Here is a 21,836-nt window from a genome sequence, read left to right as displayed (position 1 = left end):
AACCGGGAGAGCAATTATGGAAATGAACGATCTGGTGATCATCAGCGTCGATGATCACATCAGCGAACCGCCTGACATGTTCAAGAACCACCTGTCCGGCGAACTGCTCGACTCTGCGCCGAAGTTGATCAAGGACGAGAACGGCAAGGACCTGTGGGTCTATCAGGGACAGAGCTTCGCTTCGGTCGCGCTGAACGCGGTGGTCGGCCGGCCTTTCGAGGAATACGGCATGGAGCCGACCTCGCTCGACCAGCTTCGCGACGGCGTTTATGACGTGCATGCGCGTATCAAGGACATGGACGTCAACGGCGTTGCGGCCTCGCTCAACTTTGGCAGCGTGTTCGATTTCGCCGGCGGCCGCCTGCACCGGGTACCGGACAAGAAGCTCGCGGTGAAGCATGTCAGCGCCTACAACGACTGGCATATCGACGAGTGGTGCGGCGCTTATCCGGGCCGTTTCATTCCCTGCGCGATCCTGCCGACCTGGGACATGGATGCGACCATCGCCGAACTGAAGCGCGTTACGGCCAAAGGGTGCCACACCGTCTCGATCAGCGAGAATCCGACATGCCAGGGCCTGCCGAGCATTCACAACGCGTACTGGGATCCCTTCTACAAGGCGATCAACGAACTCGATATGACGATCTGCCTCCACATCGGTGGCGGCAATCCGGCGCCGCATGCCTCGATGGAAACGCCGATCGAGGCGTGGATTTCGACCATGCCGATGACGATCGCCTACGCCGCATCGGACTGGCTGCAGCTTGAAGCCCTGCACAAGTACCCGGACATGCGCATCGCCCTGTCCGAGGGATCGATCGGCTGGGTTCCCTATTTCACGGAGCGGGCCGACTTCTCGAACTCGCGCCACAAGTATTGGACGCATTCGCGCTTCCAGGACATGAAGCCGAGCGAGATGTTCAGGCGGCACTTCCTGAACTGCTTCATCGACGATGCCTTCGGCCTTCAGAACATCGAATTCATCGGCGAGGACAACATTGCCTACGAGTGCGACTATCCGCATTCCGATACGCTATGGCCGGACGTGCCTGAGCGGCTATGGCCGACGATCAGGCACCTGACCGACGCGCAGATCGAGAAGATCACCCACGGAAATGCAATGCGCTGGTTCCGCTTTGACCCCTTCCGGCACTACGCGAAGGAAGAGTTGACCGTTGGTGCGCTGCGTGAAAAGGCCAGGGCGGAAGGCGTCGACACCACGCCCAAGTCCTCGCTGGGCGAGCGCCCGCTTCCGGAAGGCGAGGTGCGTCCGGTTACATCGGGTGACATCATGAAAATGTTCGCGCGTCACGAAGACAGCGACGGTCCGTCGCGTGGGGCCACGCAGGACGCTTGATACCTGTTCGCAGGGTCATTGCCCGGCGGCCGGTGCCGCCGGGTAACCGTGTTCAGGCTGCGTGCGGGAACTGTTCCACGTTGGTGGTCGCATCCGGATCGGGCAGGCAGCTGCGCATGGCGTCGCCCATGCACTGCAACAGCGTCTCGGGGTTCACCTTGTCATCCTTGCCATAGACGATGCTGACGGCCAGCGGGTGCCCTTCGGGCTGGCGTGGAATGAGGCCGGAAACCGCCTCGACGCCGGTGTTGAACCCGGCCGCTCCAAGGATGTGGCGCGCGTCGCGACACCCGTCGATGAGGGCCATCACTTCCGAGAACTGGAATTTTGACAGGTCGTCCGCTTCGGCGTTGAGGCGGCGGACCATGCCTTCACAGCGCGGGCGGGCGATGGTTGAAAGCATGAGCAAGCCGGCAGCGTTGCGCACCAGCGGCTCCTTGACGCCGCCGGTCAGTTCGCGGGTGGCGGCCGGCGCGCGCGGGCCGTGGCGCCAGCTGACGATCTGCGCGTCGAGGCCGACCATCGCGTGCAGGGCAACCGACAGGCCGGTCTGCGCGACAAGACGGTCCATCAGCCGCACGACGCGGCCGTCACGGATCAGTTCGGGCTGACCCGACGTGCCGAGCAGGGCGGCTCGCGGTGTGAGGCTGTAGGCGCGCGAGTAGGGGTCTTTATGCAATAGACCAAGCTCGACAAGGCTCGAGAGGAGTTCCGAAGTGCTGGACTGCGGCCGGTTGTAGCGGCGGACGATGTCCATCACGGTCGCTTCACGATGGGTGTCGTCGAAGTATTCCAACACCTCGATCACGCGGCGCGCGATCTTTGCCTTGTTTGATGACGTCGTCTTGCCAGCCATGAGGTCTCTCCTCCCTCTGAGTGGTTGTGGAACTCGCTTCCGCCCCTGGGTCAGCTCTCGAAAGTGAAGCCGACTCGTTTTTTACTCAGCTTGGTTAGCATCAACAGTGCTGTTCAGCAAGGCCCTGTGTGCAGGTATACGGTGTCGGGATGATCGCAATCCGGTTTCCAGGCATGAGGCAGGCGCAGTGGGCTCGTTCGGCAGGAATGAGAGGGTTTTCTTTTTTCGGGACTGGTCAAGCGGGATCGGCCGGTTCATGGTTTTTGCGGGGCGAACGGGCAGGGCGAACCGCGCACAACGCATGATTGAAGCAGGCCTGACGATTTCTGGAGAGCAACTGGCGCTTGGCGAGTCGCCGGCCGGTCTGGATATCGGCATCGTCGATCTCGACCGGGAGCCGGATTCTCCTTCGCAGCTCGTCCTCCCTCCGTACCCGGTTATCGGCGTGGGGAATCGTGCGCACCCGATGGCGGGCGCGGTGGATACAATCGTGGAATCGCCGTACCGGATCGAAGCACTCATCGCGGCGGCTCGGGCCCAGCCCCTGGCAGCGATGACGGTTACGCAGCTCCTTCGGATGCTCCCGCGCCTCGAAGGCGCCGACGCGCTGACGGCCGAGTCGTTCGCCTATGCCATGCTTCAGGGCAGCGAGGCGCACAGGACCTGGATCGAGCGGCAGTCGTCAGCGCACTCGCAGGAGAAAGCAGGCAGGGTCGGACTGGAGCGGAACGGGGACGTCCTGACCGTGACGCTCGATCGTCCGGAGGCGGGGAACGCGATCGACCGCCCCATGCGCGACGGGCTGCACGAGGCTTTCGCGCTGGCCAACGCGGACAGGACGATCGAACGGGTCGTACTGCGCGCGGAGGGCAAGGCTTTCAGCCTGGGGGCGGATCTGGCCGAGTTCGGCACGACGTGCGACCCGGTAACGGCGCATGCGATCCGGTGCCGTACCTTGCCCGCACGCGAAGCCATTCTCTGCGCGGAGAGGCTGGAAGCGGAGATCGACGGTGCCTGCGTCGGGGCCGGTCTGGAACTCGCAGCCTTCGCCGGGCGGGTGACGGCGACGCGGCGGTCCTGGTTTCAATTGCCCGAGCTGTCCATGGGCATCCTGCCGGGCGCGGGCGGTTGCGTGTCGCTGTCGCGGCGCATCGGGCCGCAGCGGACCCTTCTGATGATACTTTCCGGCCGCCGTCTGAACGCGCGCGAGGCGCTGGACTGGGGCCTAGTCGATGCGCTGGTGGACTAGCTGCCGGCAATCAGCGTCGCGGCGACATTCGCGCTTGAGAGGCATTCCCGCGCCCGCGCCCATGGCCGGTCCAGCAGGCAAAGGTCGGCCGGTTCGCCCACCACGATCGCGCGCTGCCGTGTGAGGTCCAAGGGATCGGCAAGGTAGAGCGCAAGCGCCTCCTCGGGCGTCAGGGCTTCGCCGCCGCCGATCACCGCTCTGCTCGCCGTGCGGCGCGAAACGGCGGCGGCCATCGCCTGCCATGGATCGGCGGTGCCATAGGGCGCGTCGCTGCCGCCGGCGAGAGGCAGGCCCGCCTTGGCAAGGGTACGCAGGCGGTAAAGATCGGCCTGGTGGCGCGGCTCCACCTCGGCAAGGTAGCGGTCTCCACGCTCGGCGATGAAGTGCGGCTGCACGCAGACCTGCAAATGCAGCGCCGCCATCCGCTGGGTGAGCTCAAGGGAGGCCACGGAGGCGTGTTCGATGCGGTCCCCCCGGATCGTCCCTGCCGCCTCGAACAGGGCCAAGGTGAAGACCAGCTCCAATTCGCTCACGCAATGCACGGCGACGCCGCGCCCTTGAGCATGGGCCGAGCGGATGAATGCGAGCGCATCGTCGAAGGCGGGCAGGGCGGCTTCGTGCAAATGGAGCTTGGCAGGCCCCAGGAGCCACAAACGCGGCGGCGCCTCGATCAGCGACAGGGTGCCGGCGAGGATCAGGTTCTGGCGCAGCTTCCGTTCCCGGCGCTGCCGCCCGAAATGCTCCGCCATGACCGTGTCGTTGCGCGGAGACATGTCGGTGATGCCGGTCACGCCGAACCGCGCCAGTTCGCGGCTTGTGTCGGCCAGGTCCGGCGGCGTGCCGGCAAGTGTCCGCCGCAGCCAGGGGTCGTCGTCGAACAGGCGGCCCGTGAAGCGTCCGCCCTCACGCTCGAGTCCCGGCGAGGGTTCGGCGTTCGACAGCAGTATTTCCAGAGCCATGCTGTTGAAGAACCACATGCGCCCGGTGCTGTGCTGCATACGCAGCGGCCGGTGAGACACTATCCGGTCGAGCGTGGCGGCGTCCGGCAGGCGGCCCAGCACGCTCTCGTGAAAATCGACGCCGCGAAGCCACCCCTCTCCGGGAACGGACAAGGCCGCCGCGAGGCCGCCGGCGTCGACGACATCGGGCGGGCCGCAGGGAACCGAGTTCCTGCGCGCCGCAAGGCCGGCGAGATGGATGTGATGGTCATGCAGTCCCGGCAGCAGCGCGCCGCCGCGGGCATCGAGCACCGTTTCGCCGGGGCGCGGTTCCAGCACGCCGATCGCGGCGATCTTCCCGCCTTCGCACCGCAAGTCACCCGCGCCCACGCCGTGGATTCCGGCATTGCGGATCAGCATGGCGCAAGGTGCGGGAAGTAGCGGCGCGTATCGGCGCCGGGCTGCCGCACTTCGGCCAGCAAAGCGCGGCGCGGAATGCAGGGGAAGCGCTTGCCCGTCGCCTCGCCCCAGGCGCGCAGTTCGGCTTCCAGCAGACCGGGATCGAAGGCGCGCTCTTCGGCGAGGGCCGTGGCGACGATCGCGCTCATGGAAAGGCCGATGCGCTGTGCCTCGCCGCTCCGGTACGCGCGCAGGGCTTCGCGCGCGCCAATGATGCCGGTGAGAGGGTCGGCAATGGCATCGCCGACGAAGCCGATTTCACCGGTGATTTCGACCAGTGCGCGAGAGAGGCCGCCGGCAACCGCGCAGTCATTGCCGATGCCAACCCAGTTCGCGGGTTCTCCCGTCGCGCCGTGCCCGGTGACCGACAACCAGACCAGCCCCGGCACCTCGCGTACCAGTACGTCCGCGTCGATCCCCAGGTGCCGCAAGGCGCGGGGCCGGGAGGATTCGATCACGATGTCGGCGCGCCGGATCAGCGCTACGAGTTCGGCCTTCTGCCTAGCGTCGGCGAGGTCGATCAGGACGTTCGCCTTGCCCTGGTTGATGAGGTCGAATGTCGCGGGATCGTCGCGGCGGATCAAATCCGGCCGGGTCGGGCTTTCGACCTTCACCACGTCCATTCCGGTCTGCCAGAGAAGATGGCCGATGAGAGGGCCGGACCAGATCGCCGAAAGATCGACGACAAGCGCCTTGTGGCCAGCGGGGCGCTGGCGCGCCGCACCGCGCGTCATGATCTCGACGGCGCCGGCCTTCGGCCTTTCGTCGGAACAGGCTACCGGAAGCCCGAGCGACCTTCCGCGTTCCAGCAATTCATCCGCATCATGCCGCAGCACCGCCGCCGCAATGGCGTCCGCGTCGCGAATGTCGAGATCGGGTTCGCCGAACAGGGCGGGCAGAAGCTCACGGTCGACCTCGCGAATGATGGTGAGCGCGAACCAGCGACCATCGCGCGTGGGCAGAAGACGGCTGCCGCCCAGGCCCGCCGAAACCTTGCCGTTGATGACATAGCCGCCGTTGGAGCCGCGTTCGCCCAGCAGCGTGGGGCCATCCAGTGCGGCAAGACCGGCAGAACCGGTCTCGCGAGCCAGGGCGTCTAGCTGCCGGCTTGCCCAGCGCGCCAGCGGAATGGCCGGACCGCGCGGCCCGGCATTGCCGGCCTGGGGCTCAGTCGGCAAGAACGTCCTTGACCTTGCGGCGCAGCAGCTTGCCCATTTCGTTGTAGGGAAGCTCAGTCACGAACACGACCTTTTCCGGCACCCGGCTGGAGCGCAGGCGGGCGCGGATCAGATCCTTGATTTCGGTCTCGCAGGGACACTCGTGACCGTCGCGGGTGACTATGGCGACGCCCACGGCCTCGCCCCATTCGACCGAGGGGATCGCGCAGGCGCAGGCATCGGCCACGGCGGGATGGGTGAGCAGCACGTCCTCGATCTCACCCGGCGACATGTTCTCGCCGCCGCGCACGATCACGTCGTCGGCTCGCCCGGAAAGGAAGAGATAGCCGTCCTCGTCGATGTAACCCGCGTCGCGGGTGGGGAACCAGCCTTCGGCGTCAAGCGCGCTCTTTTCCTTGTATTCGCCGGAGACCTGCTCACCGCGCACGTAGATCTCGCCGGGTTCGCCGACGGGGACGAGCTTGCCATCCTCGCCCCGGATCTCGATCTCCACGGTGGGGATCGGCTTACCGAGCGAAGTGAGGCGCGCGCGGACCTTGGGGTCGTCGGACGCCAGGGCTTCGCGATGATCCTCGGGACCGAGCAGGGCGATGGTCGAGCTGGTCTCTGTCAGGCCATAGGCATTGGTGAAGCCGGCCGAAGGGAAGCGCTCGAGCGCTTTCTGGATGACCTCGAGCGGCATCTTGCCGCCGCCATAGGCAATGGCGCGCAGCGATGAGACATCCTTGGCGAGGCCCTTTTCCATCACATCAATGATGCGCGTCAGCATGGTCGGCACGACGAAGGCGTTGGAGATCTTCTCCGCCTCGACAAGGTTCAGCCAGCCTTCCGGGGAGAAGCTGGGCAGCATGACGATCTTGCGCAGCGAATAGATCGAGGAGAGCAGGGCGGAGATGCCGGCGATGTGGTAGGGCGGCACGACCATCAGCGCGGCGTCCTCCTCGTCGGCCGAGCCGAACTCGACCGTGCCGAGGATATAGCCCAGCAGGTTCGAGTGACGCAGGATCGCCGCCTTGGGCGCGGCGGTGGTGCCGCTGGTGAAGAGCTGGATCGCGACGCCTTCGCCCGGATCGTATTCGCGCGCATCGTCAGCCGGCACGGTCTCCTGCGCCTTGAGGCTGAACTCCTCGCGCGAATAGATCAGATGCCCCTGATCGCCCGCGATGCTTGTCACGCGCGCCTCGTCGCCGATGACGAGGGCAGGGGATATCCTGCCAAGCAGCGCCTTCAGGTCGGCATCGGGCAAGCGGTAGTTGAGCGGGCAATAGGGCACCCCGGCCAGCGCCGCGCCGAACACCGCGATCAGCGCCGCCTCGCTGCTCTCGTCCAGCAGCGCGACATATTCGGCTTGGCTCTCCTGGATCAGCTCGAAGGCGCCGCGCGCAGCGTCGAGCAGGTCGCCGTAGGTCCAGCGCTTACCGTCGCAGACGAGGCCTACGCGGTCGGGCGCGGCCTCGGCCGCCATTTCGAGAAGGAGCGCGATGTTCATCTGGTCTGCTGTGCCTCGGCGTTCGAGTTGCTGGATTCGCGGCGAAAGATCAGTCGGACGCCGGAAGCGGCTTGGCGTCCTTCACGACCAGCGCCACGCTGTCGACCGAAAGCGATCCCTTGCCCGGCTTGACGCAGAGCAACTCGTACTTGCCGTCGGCATCGACATAGCGCTTGCCCATCAGGGTGCCGGCTGAAAAATCGGCCGCGAGCGGAGCTGCCTCGGCGGGTTTGGCCTCGCCCATCGGCGCCCCGCCGCATTCAATCTGGCCGTCGGCGCAACGGATCACCATCACCTCGGTATCGCAGGCGGCGCTTTTCAGTCGGGTACCTGGCTTCATCGCAAATTCCTTGTATCGTTTGTCTCAATGTAGCGCTTTATCTCGCGGAATGTCAGGGGTTTCGAACCACGCGAGCTGGCCATTGGCATGATAGCCGCTTGACTTCGAATATCGCAACCAAAGCTTCAGGCGATGGCGCCCTTGGCCTTCCACTCCTCGATCTTGTCCCATTCGACGCCCATCTCCATGAGCACGATCTCGGTGTGTTCCGAGGCCTGGGGCGATCGTTCGGTCGCGAGCGGTTCGCCATTCCACTGAATCGGCCCTCGCACCAGCTTGAGCGGCGCGCCGCCGTCGGCGGCCTCGACTTCGACAATCATGTCGTTGGCAAGCGCCTGCTCGTCGGTCAGCAGGTCGGCAAAGCTCTGGATCGGCGCCCACTGTCCCGAGAAGGTCTTGAGGTGCTGGCGCCAATATTCGAAGGGCTTGGCCGCGAAGGCCTTGACCAGAATGTCGCTCGCCGCGCCAGCATTCTCGAACAGCGCGCGTGGCTCGGAGAAGCGTGGATCGTCCGCCGCCTCGGGTGCGCCGACATGCTCGAACAGACTGCGGATGTGCCCCGTTGGCGAGATGGTGCACAGGTTGATCGTGCCGCCGTCGGAAGTCTGGTAATTGCCCATGAAGGGATTGCGCGTTGCGCCGCCCGAGCCGGGCATCGCGTTGCGGGTGACCACGCCGGTCTCGGCGACCTGCGCGATCGACGCGCCCGAGGCCCAGGCCGCGGCGCTGAGCAGCGAAACGTCGATTTCGGTCGCTTCGCCCGTCTTTTCGCGATGATAGAGAGCAGCGGAAATGCCGCCGGCAATGAACATTCCGCCGATGGAATCGCCGAAAGCGGGAATGCCCTGGGCCAGCGGGCCTGAAAGTTCCTCCGGCGTCATCGAATAGGCGATGCCGCTGCGCGACCAGAAGCAGGTGCCGTCAAAGCCGCCGACCTCGCGCTCCGGCCCCTTGTTGCCCAGCGCCGATCCACGCGCGTAGATGATGTTCGGATTGACCGCGCGGATGTGTTCGATGTCGAACTTGTTCTTCTGGCGCACCTGTGGGAGGTAGTTGGTCAGGAAGACGTCGCACTGCCTGGCGAGCTCATAGAGCACTTCCTGACCTTCCGGCGTCGACAGGTCGATGCCGACGCTGCGCTTGCCGCGGTTGGGGTGCTCGAAAAGCGTGTGGCGCATCGGGTCGAGCTGGACGCCGCCCATGTTGAGAAAGCCGCGCTGCGTGTCGCCGCGCACCGGGTGCTCGATCTTGATGACGTCCGCGCCCCAGTCCGCGAGGATCGCGCCGGCGGCGGGCGTGAAGGTGAACTGCGCCACTTCGAGGACGCGTACGCCCTGCATGACCTTTGTCGACATCTGCTGCCAGTCCTGTGTGTTTGAAATTTCAATTACGAAACGATGAGAGACCGCAAAAAACGGGTTCACCATGCACGAATTTTGGTTTGCGCGGAATCGCAGGGGGGATCAACCGCGGACCCCATCGTGCCGACGATCAAGGACGTGACCGGGGGCGGTCACGTGGCCATGGCGAGCCGTGTTTTGCGGCGGAAACTGTCTGAGAATCACGAATCTCCGCCGATTCTGGCAGTTTGGCAATCCGCGTTAGCGCTTGCAATAATGACAATTGACACATGCGGGACCAACTACCAACCTAGGTTAGCAATTGAATAAACTTTCCCTGAGTTTGGAATTTCGGAGTCATTGCACAATGAAGAAGTTTGTCCCGCTTGCGGCTTTCGCCACCATTGCGGCCCTCCCGACCGCGGTCTTCGCCGAGACTGAGCAGTCGGCTGGTGAATCAACCCCCGAGGCTGCTGTTTCGGCCGAGATCAACGCCGGCAAGATGCTCTACAGCTCGCATGGCTACCGGATCGCGTCGATCTACCGCGTTAACCAGGAAGGTGATCCGCAGATCATCCTGAGCGGTCGCCTCGTCACGGTTCCGGCTTCGACCCTGAGCGTGGTCGACGACAAGATCACCACCTCGCTGTCCAAGAAGGAAATCGCTGCGGCGCGCTAAGCCTTCACAAGCTCTCAAGACGGGAAGGGCGGTGCCTCGGCGCCGCCCTTTCTGTTTTCGCCGCCGCGGGGGAAAGCGGCGACCCGCTTTCGACCGCTTTGTAAAAGACGCGTCCCTGTGGAGAGAGGGCCGGCTCAGCCCCGGCTGACGTTCTCGTAGATCCGGTTCATGTAATCGAGAAGTCGCTCGATCTCCTCGTCCGAAAACCCCTGGAACATCCGTTCTTCGCTCTCGTTGGCGATCTTGCCGAGCTTTTCGAGGAGCGGACCGGCGGCATCGGTGAGGTAGACCGCGCGCGCGCGCCGGTCATCGCGGCGATCGCGCCGTTCCAGCAATCCGTCCGCGCAGAGACGGTCGATCAGGCGGCCGGCCGATGCTTCCGACATCTCAAGGTATTCCGCGACCGTCCGCTGCGTCGATCCGGGGTAGCGGGCGACGACAGCGATCATCGCCCATTGGGAGCGGGTGACGTTCAGGTCCGTGACCTTGCGGTCGAAATTGTTGCGCTGGAGGCGGGCGATCACCGTCATGCGAAGGCTGACCCGGCGCCGATGGCTGAGGTCGCCCTCCATGAACGGGTCCTTCGGGCATTCTGCTGACGTCTTGTCCGCCGGGCTGGTCACACTGGCTCCTTGTCTTGGCTTTCCGAGAGCCCCACCGGCCTCGAAACGATCCCGCTTCAGATGCGCTCGATAATGATTGCCGGCGCCATGCCGCCGGCCGCGCACATGGTGATAAGGCCATAGCGTCCGCCGGTGCGTTCGAGTTCGTCCAGGGCGGTGCCGATCAGGATCGCGCCCGTTCCGGCGATGGGGTGGCCGAGTGCGATCGCCCCGCCGTTCGGATTGACCTTGGCCCGGTCAAGATCGAGATCGCGGATGAACTTTTCGACGACGACCGCAAAGGCTTCGTTGACTTCCCAGGTGTCGATGTCGTCCTTGGTCAACCCGGCCTTGGCAAGAGCCTTCCTGGCTGCCGGCACCGGTCCATTCAGCATCAGCGTCGGGCAATCGCCGGTTTCGGCCATGGCGACGATGCGCGCGCGCGGCTTCAGGCCGTGCTTCTCGGCATAATCCTTCGAGGCGAGAAGGATTGCCGAAGCCCCGTCGACCACGCCCGAGGAGATGCCGACATGGTGGATCGGCTTGATCTCGACGTCTGGATAGACCTGATTGATGAGTTCGGCGAAGGTCTTCCCGCCCGGCTCTGAAGGCATGTTGAAGAACATCTCGAACGCCGGCTTGAGCTGGGCAAGGCTTTCGAGCGTCGTGTCGGGGCGGGGATACTCCTCGTGGTCGAGAATGACGTTGCCCTCATCGTCCTTCACCGCGATCGTCGACTTGGCGAAGCGGCCCTCGGCGATGGCCCTGGCCGCCCGGCGCTGGCTTTCGACGCCCAGCTCTTCGAGCTGCTCACGCGTGATCCCTTCCATCGCCGCGATGGCATCGGCGCAAATGCCCTGGTTCGACTGCGGGTGCTTGGCCTGCAGGCGCGGGTTACCGGCGCCCATCCCGGCACTGCCGACCCCGGCTTCGCGCATCTTCATGCCCATCATGTTGGCATAGGAGAGCATGTCCATGCCGCCCGACACCATCAGGTCCGACATACCCGACTTGATCATGGCGGCGGCGAAACTGGTCGAGGTGATGCTCGATCCGCAGAACCGGTTGAGCGTTACACCGCCGGCCCTGACGTCGTAGCCCGCGTCGAGCGCTGCCATGCGGCCGATGTCGCCGGCCTGGAGGCCGAGCGCGGCCGACACGCCCCAGATCACGTCGTCGACATCTGCGGTATCAAAGCCGTTGCGATCCCTGAGAGCCGCGAGAACGGCCGCCGAAAGATGTTCCGGGTGCATTTGCGAGAGCGCGCCCTTGCCCATCTTGCCGATGCCACGGGGCGTACGGACGGTATCGATAATATAGGCCTCGGTCACGAAAAGGTCTCCTTGAAATCCCGGCTTGGCGTGCGTTCGCCGCCGTCACCGCGCGGGGTCATGCTAGGGCGCTTACTGAATTGCAATCGACCGGCGGCGTCCTATCGCAGAGGCGATTGCTTGCAACGGTTAGTATATCGGAAGCGTGGACATCCGTTTCAAACCCCCATCCTTGCGATTGCCTCGGCTTGACGAACGGGTCCTGCCGGACAAGATCGCGGCCCAGAAGCAACCGCGGGGAAGAACAGAGTATGTCCGGCGAAAAGAGTGCCGAATCCAGGGCAGCAGCCGGAGCTGGCCGCGGCGGCGCGTTCGTTCCCCTGCGGGTACCGACGTTCCGCAGCATCTGGACGGCCAGTCTGTTTTCTAACTTCGGGCAGCTGTTCCTTGGTGTTGGCGCGGCCTGGGAAATGACGCGTCTAAGTTCCGACCCGACAATGGTGGCGCTGGTCCAGAGCGCGATGATGCTGCCGCTGATGCTGGTGACGCTGCCGGCGGGGGCCATTGCCGACATGTTCGACCGGCGTCGGATCGCCATGACCGGTCTGGGTTTCAGCTCTCTCTGCGCGGCGCTGCTGACTGTTCTCGCCTTCATGGGCCTGACGACGCCGTGGATGTTGCTGCTGTTCTGCGTACTCATCGGCGCGGGCGTGGCGCTGTTCTCGCCTTCCTGGCAGGCGTCGATTCCCGAACAGGTACCGCGTGAACATCTGCCCGCTGCCGTTGCGCTGGGCACGATCAGCTACAACGTCGCGCGCAGCTTCGGGCCCGCGCTGGGGGGCGTTATCGTCGTCCTCTACGGGGCCAAGGCGGTGTTCGGGATGACCTCGCTGCTGTACCTGCCGCTGCTCACCGCGTTCTTCTTCTGGCGCCGCAAGCACGTTCCTTCCCGGCTTCCTCCCGAACGGATCGACCGGGCGATCATCAGCGGAGGACGCTATGCCCTTCATGCGCCGGCGATCCGCACCGCGCTGCTGCGCGTTCTGGCGTTCGGCCTGACGACGGCGACCGCGTCGGCGCTCGCCCCTCTCGTCGCCAAGAACCTTCTCGCCGGCGATGCCGCAACCTTCGGCATTCTGCTTGGAGCGCAAGGTGTGGGAGCCGTGGGCGGCGCGCTTTTCGTGAGCAGCATTCGTGATCGGATTTCGACTGAAGTCGCAGTGCGCCTGTTCGCCGTGTCCAGCGGGATGGCGCTTGTAATCATCGGTTTCAGCCATTCGCTGGTGCTCAGTTGCCTTGCGTTCCTGATCGTAGGGGCGGGCAATATCCTGACAATCGCCATGCTCAACGTCACCGTCCAGCTCTCGGCCCCGCGCTGGGTGACGGCAAGAGCGCTTTCGCTGTTCTCCTCCGCCATTACCGCAGGGATCGGCATCGGCGCCTGGGGCTGGGGCCTGGTCGCCGGAGCCTATGACGTGTCCTTTGCGCTCGTCGTTTCGGGCATCGCGGTGGCCTGTACCGCGCTGCTCGGTTTCATCCTGCCGCTGGCGCGGGATCAGGAGGCCGACAACTCCACCGTGGAGATCGGCCATGAACCGGAGGTCGGCATGCCGCTGACGCTGCGTTCGGGGCCGATCGTGGTCGAAGTGGAATATGACGTCGACCCGGAGCAGGCCCGGGAATTCTACGGCGTGATGATGAATATGCAGGGCGTGCGAAAGCGCATCGGCGGCTTTCAATGGTCGATCTCGCGCGACATCGCCGATCCGGCGCTGTGGATCGAGCGCTATCACTGCCCGACCTGGGGTGACTACCTGCGCATGCGCGATCGCTACAGCCAGGCCGATTTCGACATCCAGGCGGCGGCGGATTCCTACAACCGTACGCGGCCCGGGCGGAGAGTCAGGCGAAGGCTCGAGCGGCCCTTCGGTTCGGTGCGCTGGAAGGCCGAATCTTACGATCCGCGGCAGGATACGCTCGACTGGATCGGGCCTTGATCGGCGGCGCGTTGTTTAACAACTTGTTGCGGCAACTTGTTGCTCGCGGTATTTGAACGCTTGTACAGTCAAAAGACTGGCACCGCGCGCGCTTCATTCGAAGGGCCGCGAAAGGTCAAAGGGAGGGAAATTATGAGATTTGGTAGGACATCAGCGTCCGTCTTCGGGCTGGTAGGTCTGGCGGCGCTGGCACCGGCGCCGGTCTTCGCCCAGCAGGTCGGCGAGGCCGCCAGCGATAGCAGCGTGATTATCGTCACCGCGCAGCGCCGCTCGGAAGCGCAGGTCGACGTGCCGATCACCATCACCAGCCTGAGCAGCGAGGCCCTGGCAACCGCCAATGTTGCGCAGCTCTCCGACATCGGCAAGATGACCCCGGCGCTGCGTTTCGACTTTTCCGGCGGGTTCTTCCAGCCGACGATCCGTGGCATCGGTACGGCGGTGATAACCTCCGGCGGCGGCGGCAATGTCGGTATTTATGTCGATGGCTTCTATTCGCCCAACCCGCTGGCGGCCGACTTCGATCTCATCAGTGTCGAGGGGATTCAGGTTCTGAAGGGACCGCAGGGCACGCTGTTCGGCCGCAATACGACAGGCGGCGCGATTCTGGTCTCGACCAGAGAGCCTTCCACCGCCGGCAATTCGTTTGAAGGCCGGGCCAGGTACGGCCGCTACAACGAGGCCGCGGTCGAGGGGCTTGCGAACTATGTTATCTCCGACCGTGTCGCGCTCGGCATCGAGGGGCAGTACCGGCGCGGCGACGGCTGGCTGCACGACATCTCGAACAACGACAAGCGCGTTGGCGACTACGAGAACTGGTCGGTACGCCTGAGCATGAAGGCCGAGCTGACGGACAGCGTCGAAGTGCTGCTGCGTTACAAGCACGGGCAGGTCGACGATCCCTCGTCCACGCTGGCCGCGACCTTCGAGAACGACGAGTTTGGTCTCGGAGCGCCCTTCGGCGGAATCCCGGGGACGTTCACCACCGCCAAGAACAAGATCGCATCGGGCTCCGTGCCCGAGTTCTTCCGCTCGAACACCGACGTCCTGCAAGGTACGATCAAGGCCGACCTTGGTTTCGCCGACCTGACGTCCTATTCGCAGTATCGCAATGAGAAGGTCAATTCCTCGCTCGATCTCGATTATTCGGGAGCCGACATTTTCCAGCTCGGCCTGCCGAACAACAACGAGACCTGGAGCCAGGAAATCCTGTTGACGTCCAAGCCGGGAACCCGGCTGCAATGGACCGCTGGCCTGTTCTATTTCCAGAACAAGGACCAGTATATCACATTTATCGACAATGCCGGGAGCGGTCCTGGCGAGCGGATCCGGTTTGGCGGGTCGAGCACGACGGTCAAGAGCTATGCCGCGTTCCTCGACGCAACGTACGAAATCGTCCCCGACCGCCTGTTCGTGACGGCCGGCGCGCGCTACGCGCGTGACAAGGTGGACGATGCCTATTTCAATACCCGTTTCCTGGCGCCGTTCCTTGATCTCAACGGAAACGGTATCTTCGATATGGGGACGGAGCCCGAGGCGCCCGGCGGCCGCGTCTATATATCGGAGTTTCAACCCGAAGCGGCGGAGTTTGCGAAAGACGACCGCATTACGCCTCGCTTCGTGATCCGCTACAAGCCGACCGACCGGACCAGCATCTATGCGTCCTACACCAAGGGGTACAAGGCGGCGATCATCGACGTCGGCGGATCGTGCCAGAATGCTCCCTTCGAATGCGCCCAGGTGAAGCCCGAGACGATCAATGCCTACGAGGTCGGTTTCAAGTATGAAAGCGCCGGTCTCTCGCTGGAGGGCGCGGGCTTCTACTATGACTACAAGGACCTGCAAATCTCGCTCTTCGAGGCGGGCACGGCGAGCATCGTCAATGCCGCCAAATCGGAAATCTACGGTCTGGAAGGCCAGCTTCGCTACAACTTCAGTCCGGCGTTCCAGTTTTCGGCGGGCGCCTCCTGGGTGCATGCGCGGTACAAGGAGTTCAACAATGCTCCGATCTACACCCGGTGCTCCGACTTCGGGCAGGATTTCTTCAATGCCAACTGCGCGCCCAACGGCGTAACCTTCCTTGTGATTGGACAGGATCTCGAGAACGTCACCATGCAGCGCACGCCGGAGTTCACCGGGTTCGTCGGCGCGCGCTACACGACCGAGATTGGCGGGGGCGAACTCGCGCTGTCGGGTAACCTTTCCTATTCGTCGAGCTTCTTCTTCGGCCCCTCCGGTATCCAGTTCCGTCAGGGCGGGTACGAGACCCTGTCGCTGCGCGCGCAGTGGACCGCGCCGGACGATCGCTGGTACATTGCGGCCTACGGCGACAATGTCACCGACAGCCGCTATCGCACGGCGGTCCAGTATTCGAACTTCGGCATCGGGACGAACTGGTCGAAGCCGGTCACGTTCGGCGGGGAAGTCGGCGTCAAGTTCTGACAGCCCTCCGCGCTGGCGTCCCCAATAGGGGATTGCCGGTGCTGTTCGCCTCTGACCTAATGCGGCAAGGCAACGCCGGTTCGGGAATGCCCCGAGCCGGCGTTGATTGCGACAGGGCTAGGGAGAAATGCGATGCCGGAAGGCAAGACCTGGAGAGTGATCCAGTGGGCGACGGGCAATGTCGGCAGCCGCGCGCTGCGCACGGTCATCGAGCATCCGCGGATGGAGCTGGTCGGGCTCTGGGTGAGTTCGCCCGAGAAGGTCGGCAAGGATGCCGGCGCGCTTTGCGGCTTGCCCGAAACGGGAATCAAGGCGACCAATTCGGCCGAGGAACTGATCGCTCTTGATGCCGATTGCGTGCTCTACATGCGCCAGGGCACCGATTACGATGAACTCTGCGCCCTGCTGGCCTCGGGCAAGAACGTGGTCACGACACGCGGTGATTTTCACTACCCGCCGATGATGGACCCGGTGAACCGCGCGAGGATCGAGGAAGCCTGCGCGAAAGGCGGCACCTCTATCTACAGCACGGGTTCCAGCCCCGGCTTCAGCACCGAGGCGTTGGCGATCCCGCTTCTCTCTCTGCAGCGCCGCCACGGCCTGCTGACGATTGACGAATATGCTGACGTATCGAGCCGCAATTCACCGGACATGCTGTTTCGGATCATGGGTTTCGCCGCTCCGATGGCGCCGTTCGACCAGCGCCGCGCCGAACACCTCAAGGGCGATTTCGGCAGTTCGCTCTCGCAGATCGCCGCAGCCATCGACCTGCCGGCGGACGAGATCGAGGCCGTAGGCGAGCTTTCGGCGACGAAATCCGACATCGAGATCGCCGCCGGCAAGGTTCCCGCCGGCACGGTCGGCGCAATGCGCACGACGATCACATGCAAGCACAAGGGCCAGCCCGTGCTACGCTTTCGGGCCAACTGGTATGTCACTACCGACGTGGAGGACGACTGGAACCTGCGCGAATCCGGTTGGAGGATAACCACCGAGGGCGACACGCCGGTGAAGGTCGACATCTATTTCCCCGTTTCCGATGAGGACTATGCGGCATATACGCCGGGGCTGACCGCGCATCGCCCGGTCAACGCCGTACCCGCCGTCTGCGCGGCCGAACCGGGCATCCGCACGACGGTCGATCTGCCGCAGATCGTGCCGATCTTCTCGTGACCGGCCGCGCGCCCGGGTCTGCCTCGCTCGCCTGATCGCCGTGCGGGCAAGCCGCACGGCGACTTGGGCCTTGCGTGCAGCGTAGGGACTACGCTGTGCGTCGAGGTTGTCGGGAAGCTGCCGATCCTTCCGCGTTCGATCAGATACGCACGCCTTGGATGGCGGCACCCCAGGTGGTGCGCCAGCGCTTCTTGACCGAGCTAAGGCCTGCCAGCGCGATCAGCGCCAATCCGGCGAAGATCAGGAATCCGGCCGCGGGCGAACCCGTCCATTGCTTGGCGAGGCCTAGCGAGGATGCGAGGTAGAAGCCGCCGACGCCGCCGCCGAACCCGACGAGGCCGGTCATGACGCCGATCTCGTTACGGAAGCGCTGCGGGACGAGCTGGAACACCGCGCCGTTGCCGATGCCCAGCACGCCCATCACCGCGAAGAACAGCGGGAACATGACCAGGAAGCTCACCGGGGCGAAGCTGATGACGGCGAGCAGCAGCGCGGATATGGCATAGACGAGCGAGAGCGTCCGGATCCCGCCTATACGGTCGGCCATGGCGCCGCCGACGGGGCGGACGAGCGAGCCGACGAACACGCAGGCGGCGGTCGCGTAGCCGGCCTGGATCGGCGTCATGGAGAGCTCGCCGGTGAACCAGCTGGGAAGCGAGCCGGCAAGTCCGACGAAGCCGCCGAAGGTCACGCCATAGAACAGGATGAACCACCAGGCATCGCCCTCGCCCAGCATGCGGAAATAGCCCCGGACATATTCGCCCATGGTCTTGGCGGGCGGCTGGTCGGCGCTGTCCTTGACCAGCAGCATATAGGCGATGAAGACCAGCACGAGCGGGATCAGCGCGAGGCCGAAGACGTTGTTCCAGCCGAAAGCGTGCGCAAGCAGCGGGGCGAAGAGGGCTGCCAGCACCGTTCCCGAATTACCCATGCCGGCAATGCCCATCGCCTTGCCCTGATGCTCGGGCGGATACCAGCGCGATGCAAGCGGGAGCGCCACGGCAAAGGACGCACCGGCAAAGCCGAGGATCACGCCGACGGCGATGACGCCCTCAAGGCTCGACACGCCGAACCACCAGGCAACGAAGAGTCCGGCGATCACGATCAGCTGGCCGATCGCTCCCGTCACCTTCTGGCCGATCCGGTCGACCAGGAAGCCGTTGACGAGCCGCAGCACCGCGCCGGCCAGCGTCGGCACGGCGATGATCAGCCCCTTCTGCGCGGGGTTGAGGCCGAGTTCGCCGGCGATGATCGGCGCAAGCGGACCCAGCAGGTTCCACACCATGAAGGCGACGTCGAAGTAGAGGAACGCCATGATGAGCGTCGGCCGGTGGCCAGACTCCCAGAACGATTTCCCAGTCATGCGGGATGCTTCCTTTTCTCGATTGAATTTGCTTGACGAGCACGTATCGACGCCGCTCCCCTCGCATGCGTATGCGAAGGGCGGGAATGGGGGCGTCGATGGTGCGACCGGAAGGACGATTGCTGGTTCTCGGCGGCTTCGCCTGTGAAAAGGGCGCCAGGGCCGAAAACCAGGATTTCACGGGGATCTACACGGCGACCGAACTGGAGCGCACGCATCACGGCATGATCGCCGCGGTCGCCGACGGCGTGAGCGGGGCGCGAGGCGGACGGATCGCTGCGGAACTGGCCGTGCGGGCGCTGATCGAGGGCTTCTATCACCAGCCCGACACGATCGGCGTGCCTGCGGCGGCCCATCGCGTGATGGCGCCCTACAACCGCTGGCTGGCCGCCATGGGCCGATCCGAGACAATGGCCCATGCGGCAACGACCTTCACCGCTTTCGTGCTCAAGGGACGCAAGGGCCATGTGCTCCACGTGGGCGATACGCGTGCCTGGCATTTCCGCGACGGCCGGCTGACGCTGCTGACTCAGGATCACACGCTTTCCCACCCTGATCAGCGGCATATCCTCTACCGCGCGATCGGTATCGAGGATCGCTTGCGGCTCGATCATCATGAGGTGCCGCTGGCGGTTCATGACCGGCTGCTGCTGACATCCGACGGTGTCCACGCCACGCTTTCCGCAAGGAGGCTGGAGAAGCTGCTGGCGGTGCGCAACTCCGGCGATGCCGACGCCCGTGCGATCGTCGAGGCGGCGCTCTCCGCCGGAAGCCAGGACAATGCCAGCGCGATCGTGCTCGATGTCGTCAGCCTGCCGGCTGTGGGCCACGACAGCGTGGCCGGAGACGTGGGTAGGCTCCCCATCCTCGATCCGCCCTCGCAGGGGGAAAGCGTGGACGGATTCCGGCTGGATCAGCTGCTTTCCGACGGACGCTATACCCGCCTGTTCCGCGCCACCGATACCGCCACCGGCAAGACCGTGGTGGTCAAGTTCCCCAAGCCGGCCCTGCTTTCCGAGCAGGGCGCGCGCCTGGCCTTCACGCGGGAAATTCTGGTGGGCAGCCGTGTCACCAGTCCCTTCGTCGGCGAAGTCATCGCCGTCCCGCAGGAGCGGCAGACGCGGCTCTACGGCGTCCAGCCCTACTATGGCGGGCAGACGCTGGAAGATCGCCTCCAGTCGCACATGAGCCTGGCCGACGGTCTGGCGATCGCCATCAAGCTCACCCGCGCGGTGGCCGCGCTGCACCGGCTCGACGTGATCCACCGCGACATCAAGCCCGAGAACGTGATCCTGCTGCCCGACGGCGGGTTGAAGCTGATCGACCTGGGCGTTGCCCGCCTGCCGCGCGTGGACGAATTCGAGGCCAAGGAAATCCCCGGCACGCCGAGCTATCTGGCGCCCGAAATGTTCAACGGAAATCTCGGGGACGAAGCCACCGATCTGTTCGCGCTCGGCGTCACGCTCTGGCGCATCTTCACGCGCAGCTACCCCTACGGCGAGGTCGAGGCTTTCAGCCGCCCGCGCTTTCGCAAGCTCGAGGCGCCCAGCAAGCTTCGCGCGGAACTGCCTGCCTGGCTCGACGTCACGATGATGCGCGCGGTAGCGGTCGACCCTGACGAGCGCTTCGGTGACGCTGTGGAACTCTTGCGCGCGCTGGAGGGCGGGGCGGCGGTAGAGCGGGTGGACATGCGGTATGTCCCGCTGATCGAGCGCGATCCGGTGCGCTTCTGGCAGATCGTTTCCGCCGGCCTGTTCATCGCACTGATCGCGGCCATTGCCCTGCGTTAAGGCGAAGCACTGGGACGCAGCCGATGCAACTGCGCCCTGGCGCAGACCGTCCTTCCCCTCGTCGTTCGTGCCGCGCATTGCCGTTCCAACACAAAAAAACCGCGCATCCCGAATCCCCTGAGGGATTGAGCCGCGCGGCGCCGTTGCCACCGATTCGTCTGCTTTTGCTTGCAGCTTCAACATGTTGAGCCGCGTCGATTCCAGCGGGACTTCATCGCCCCGATAGTTCGAACCGCCTAATGCTGCACAATGTGCGCTGTTTCAACCACAATTCTGCATTGCGCAATCGCATGTGCGCGGACGCTGTTCGCGTCCGTCAGCCCGTCGCCCCTGCCTTCATGGCGAGGGGCGACGGGATGCGGAAACGGCAGGATTCCATCATATTCGGGATACGGTTACGAATAGTCTGGAAGAGTGCACCATCTCTCCTGCCGTCTGCGCTATGCTTCGATCAGTATTCTGACCTGGGAAGGGTCGACACCTATGAGATCCGCGATTTCAGCTTTCTTGACGGCGATCATTCCGTCCGGCTTCTGTAAGGGGGCAACGCGGGGTTGCTCGCGCCGACCGTTCGGGTGCTGACTGCCGTAAATGAGTTCCCTTTCGGGCACGCCAAGTACGCGGGCGACAACCTGGACCATGTCCTGGCGCGGGAAGACACTGCCTTTCTCCCATTTCCAGAGCGTTGGTCTGCTGACGCCGATACGACTGGCAAGGTGGACCATGCTGTAGCCGCGCTTGCGCCGTAGCCGTCTGATACGCTCTCCCAGCGTTTCCCCTGGAGCCTCATCCGTGAGCATGTGGTCTTTCTCGTTGTCGGCGCGACGTTCGGGCGGGCTTTGGAGCTGGATCCTCTTGATGGACGCGGTGCTGAGAGCCTTTCCGAACTCGCAGGCGAAAATGGACTCGTTCGCCCACACCACGATCGCCGAACACGAGTCTTCTTCCGGAAGCAGAATCCGCAGTTGTTCGCCCACGGACAGTGGGGCTGCGGTTTCCAGCAGCATTCCGGTCCGAGACAGGTTGTTGACATACACGGCGTCGTTGCCGCCCTTGAACGAGGCAGTCTTACCCTCCAGGCTCAGCTTCCTGGTTGGTTCGCCCCGCATGACGCCCATGCGGCTCCGTAGGTTGATTTGCCCCATCACCGTCATCTGAACAACTCCGCACCGGACGCCCGCTAGCCACTCAAACGGTTACGCTACGAGGAAGGATTCGCAATATCCAAAGATATAAGCTGTTAGATAATGACACAAGCTCGCAAATATAGCTAGTCCGTTGTCGCCATGGGAAATGCGCGTTTCTTTGCGAAATCG

The 21,836-nt window shown here is 64.3% G+C and carries 17 protein-coding genes; 7 read left to right on the top strand and 10 right to left on the bottom strand.

Features of this window, described 5'->3' with window-relative positions:
* The first annotated feature begins 16 nt into the window (after window positions 1–16).
* Entirely contained in the window at window positions 17–1,357 is a 1,341-nt protein-coding gene (locus tag IEX32_RS08500; RefSeq protein ID WP_188770444.1) for an amidohydrolase family protein, read from the top strand.
* 52 nt (window positions 1,358–1,409) lie between these two features.
* Here IEX32_RS08500 and IEX32_RS08495 read toward each other — a convergent pair whose 3' ends face one another.
* Window positions 1,410–2,213 carry a helix-turn-helix domain-containing protein gene (locus IEX32_RS08495; protein ID WP_188770443.1) on the bottom strand — a complete coding sequence of 268 codons (804 nt, stop codon included), beginning with the start codon at window positions 2,211–2,213 and terminating at the stop codon, window positions 1,410–1,412.
* 187 nt (window positions 2,214–2,400) lie between these two features.
* On the opposite strand from IEX32_RS08495, the gene IEX32_RS08490 reads away from it, so the two are divergent.
* On the top strand, window positions 2,401–3,462 hold the full coding sequence (locus IEX32_RS08490; RefSeq protein ID WP_229736258.1) for an enoyl-CoA hydratase/isomerase family protein: 1,062 nt from the start codon (window positions 2,401–2,403) through the stop codon (window positions 3,460–3,462).
* Here IEX32_RS08490 and IEX32_RS08485 read toward each other — a convergent pair.
* From IEX32_RS08485 to IEX32_RS08465, 5 genes are all read right to left on the bottom strand, one after another.
* Entirely contained in the window at window positions 3,459–4,820 is a 1,362-nt protein-coding gene (locus tag IEX32_RS08485) for an amidohydrolase family protein (RefSeq protein ID WP_229736257.1), read from the bottom strand. The genes IEX32_RS08490 and IEX32_RS08485 overlap by 4 nt on opposite strands.
* Window positions 4,814–6,037, bottom strand: a complete 1,224-nt coding sequence (locus IEX32_RS08480) for a CoA transferase (protein ID WP_188770438.1) — start codon at window positions 6,035–6,037, stop codon at window positions 4,814–4,816. The genes IEX32_RS08485 and IEX32_RS08480 overlap by 7 nt, the downstream gene beginning before the upstream one ends.
* Window positions 6,027–7,526, bottom strand: coding sequence for a class I adenylate-forming enzyme family protein (locus IEX32_RS08475; protein WP_188770436.1), 1,500 nt, complete (start codon window positions 7,524–7,526; stop codon window positions 6,027–6,029). The genes IEX32_RS08480 and IEX32_RS08475 overlap by 11 nt, the downstream gene beginning before the upstream one ends.
* Before the next feature lie 49 nt (window positions 7,527–7,575).
* Window positions 7,576–7,866: a hypothetical protein gene (locus tag IEX32_RS08470; RefSeq protein ID WP_188770434.1), complete on the bottom strand. Its 291-nt coding sequence runs from the start codon at window positions 7,864–7,866 to the stop codon at window positions 7,576–7,578.
* Between the two features lie 125 nt (window positions 7,867–7,991).
* Window positions 7,992–9,221, bottom strand: coding sequence for a CaiB/BaiF CoA transferase family protein (locus tag IEX32_RS08465; protein ID WP_229736256.1), 1,230 nt, complete (start codon window positions 9,219–9,221; stop codon window positions 7,992–7,994).
* A 352-nt stretch (window positions 9,222–9,573) separates the two neighbouring features.
* On the opposite strand from IEX32_RS08465, the gene IEX32_RS08460 reads away from it, so the two are divergent.
* Entirely contained in the window at window positions 9,574–9,885 is a 312-nt protein-coding gene (locus tag IEX32_RS08460; protein WP_188770432.1) for a hypothetical protein, read from the top strand.
* A 134-nt stretch (window positions 9,886–10,019) separates the two neighbouring features.
* Here the strand turns inward: IEX32_RS08460 and IEX32_RS08455 are convergent, their stop codons facing one another.
* Window positions 10,020–10,508 (bottom strand): MarR family winged helix-turn-helix transcriptional regulator, encoded by a 489-nt coding sequence (locus IEX32_RS08455; RefSeq protein WP_229736255.1) that lies wholly within the window; start codon window positions 10,506–10,508, stop codon window positions 10,020–10,022.
* A gap of 56 nt (window positions 10,509–10,564) precedes the next feature.
* Window positions 10,565–11,818: an acetyl-CoA C-acetyltransferase gene (locus IEX32_RS08450; RefSeq protein ID WP_188770431.1), complete on the bottom strand. Its 1,254-nt coding sequence runs from the start codon at window positions 11,816–11,818 to the stop codon at window positions 10,565–10,567.
* A gap of 251 nt (window positions 11,819–12,069) precedes the next feature.
* Here IEX32_RS08450 and IEX32_RS08445 point away from each other — a divergent pair, with 251 nt between their 5' ends.
* The 3 genes from IEX32_RS08445 (at window position 12,070) to IEX32_RS08435 (ending at window position 17,367) form a co-directional block, all read left to right on the top strand.
* Complete coding sequence (locus tag IEX32_RS08445; RefSeq protein WP_188770429.1) at window positions 12,070–13,755, top strand: MFS transporter; 1,686 nt, start codon at window positions 12,070–12,072, stop codon at window positions 13,753–13,755.
* A 132-nt stretch (window positions 13,756–13,887) separates the two neighbouring features.
* Window positions 13,888–16,194: a TonB-dependent receptor gene (locus IEX32_RS08440; RefSeq protein ID WP_188770427.1), complete on the top strand. Its 2,307-nt coding sequence runs from the start codon at window positions 13,888–13,890 to the stop codon at window positions 16,192–16,194.
* A gap of 132 nt (window positions 16,195–16,326) precedes the next feature.
* Complete coding sequence (locus tag IEX32_RS08435) at window positions 16,327–17,367, top strand: NAD(P)H-dependent amine dehydrogenase family protein (protein WP_188770425.1); 1,041 nt, start codon at window positions 16,327–16,329, stop codon at window positions 17,365–17,367.
* A gap of 139 nt (window positions 17,368–17,506) precedes the next feature.
* On the opposite strand, the gene IEX32_RS08430 is transcribed toward IEX32_RS08435, so the two are convergent.
* Entirely contained in the window at window positions 17,507–18,730 is a 1,224-nt protein-coding gene (locus tag IEX32_RS08430; RefSeq protein WP_188770423.1) for a nitrate/nitrite transporter, read from the bottom strand.
* Between the two features lie 98 nt (window positions 18,731–18,828).
* On the opposite strand from IEX32_RS08430, the gene IEX32_RS08425 reads away from it, so the two are divergent.
* A complete protein-coding gene (locus IEX32_RS08425) occupies window positions 18,829–20,520 on the top strand; it encodes a bifunctional protein-serine/threonine kinase/phosphatase (RefSeq protein ID WP_229736254.1) in 1,692 nt (563 codons plus the stop codon).
* Between the two features lie 440 nt (window positions 20,521–20,960).
* Here IEX32_RS08425 and IEX32_RS08420 read toward each other — a convergent pair whose 3' ends face one another.
* Window positions 20,961–21,674, bottom strand: coding sequence for a helix-turn-helix domain-containing protein (locus tag IEX32_RS08420; protein ID WP_229736253.1), 714 nt, complete (start codon window positions 21,672–21,674; stop codon window positions 20,961–20,963).
* Window positions 21,675–21,836 lie beyond the last annotated feature (162 nt).

The sequence above is a fragment of the Novosphingobium endophyticum genome, from assembly GCF_014640675.1.
Classification (GTDB): Bacteria; Pseudomonadota; Alphaproteobacteria; order Sphingomonadales; family Sphingomonadaceae; genus Novosphingobium; species Novosphingobium endophyticum.
The sequence above is the reverse complement of the archived record's forward strand: the minus strand, read 5'-3'. Positions and strand labels throughout refer to the sequence as shown.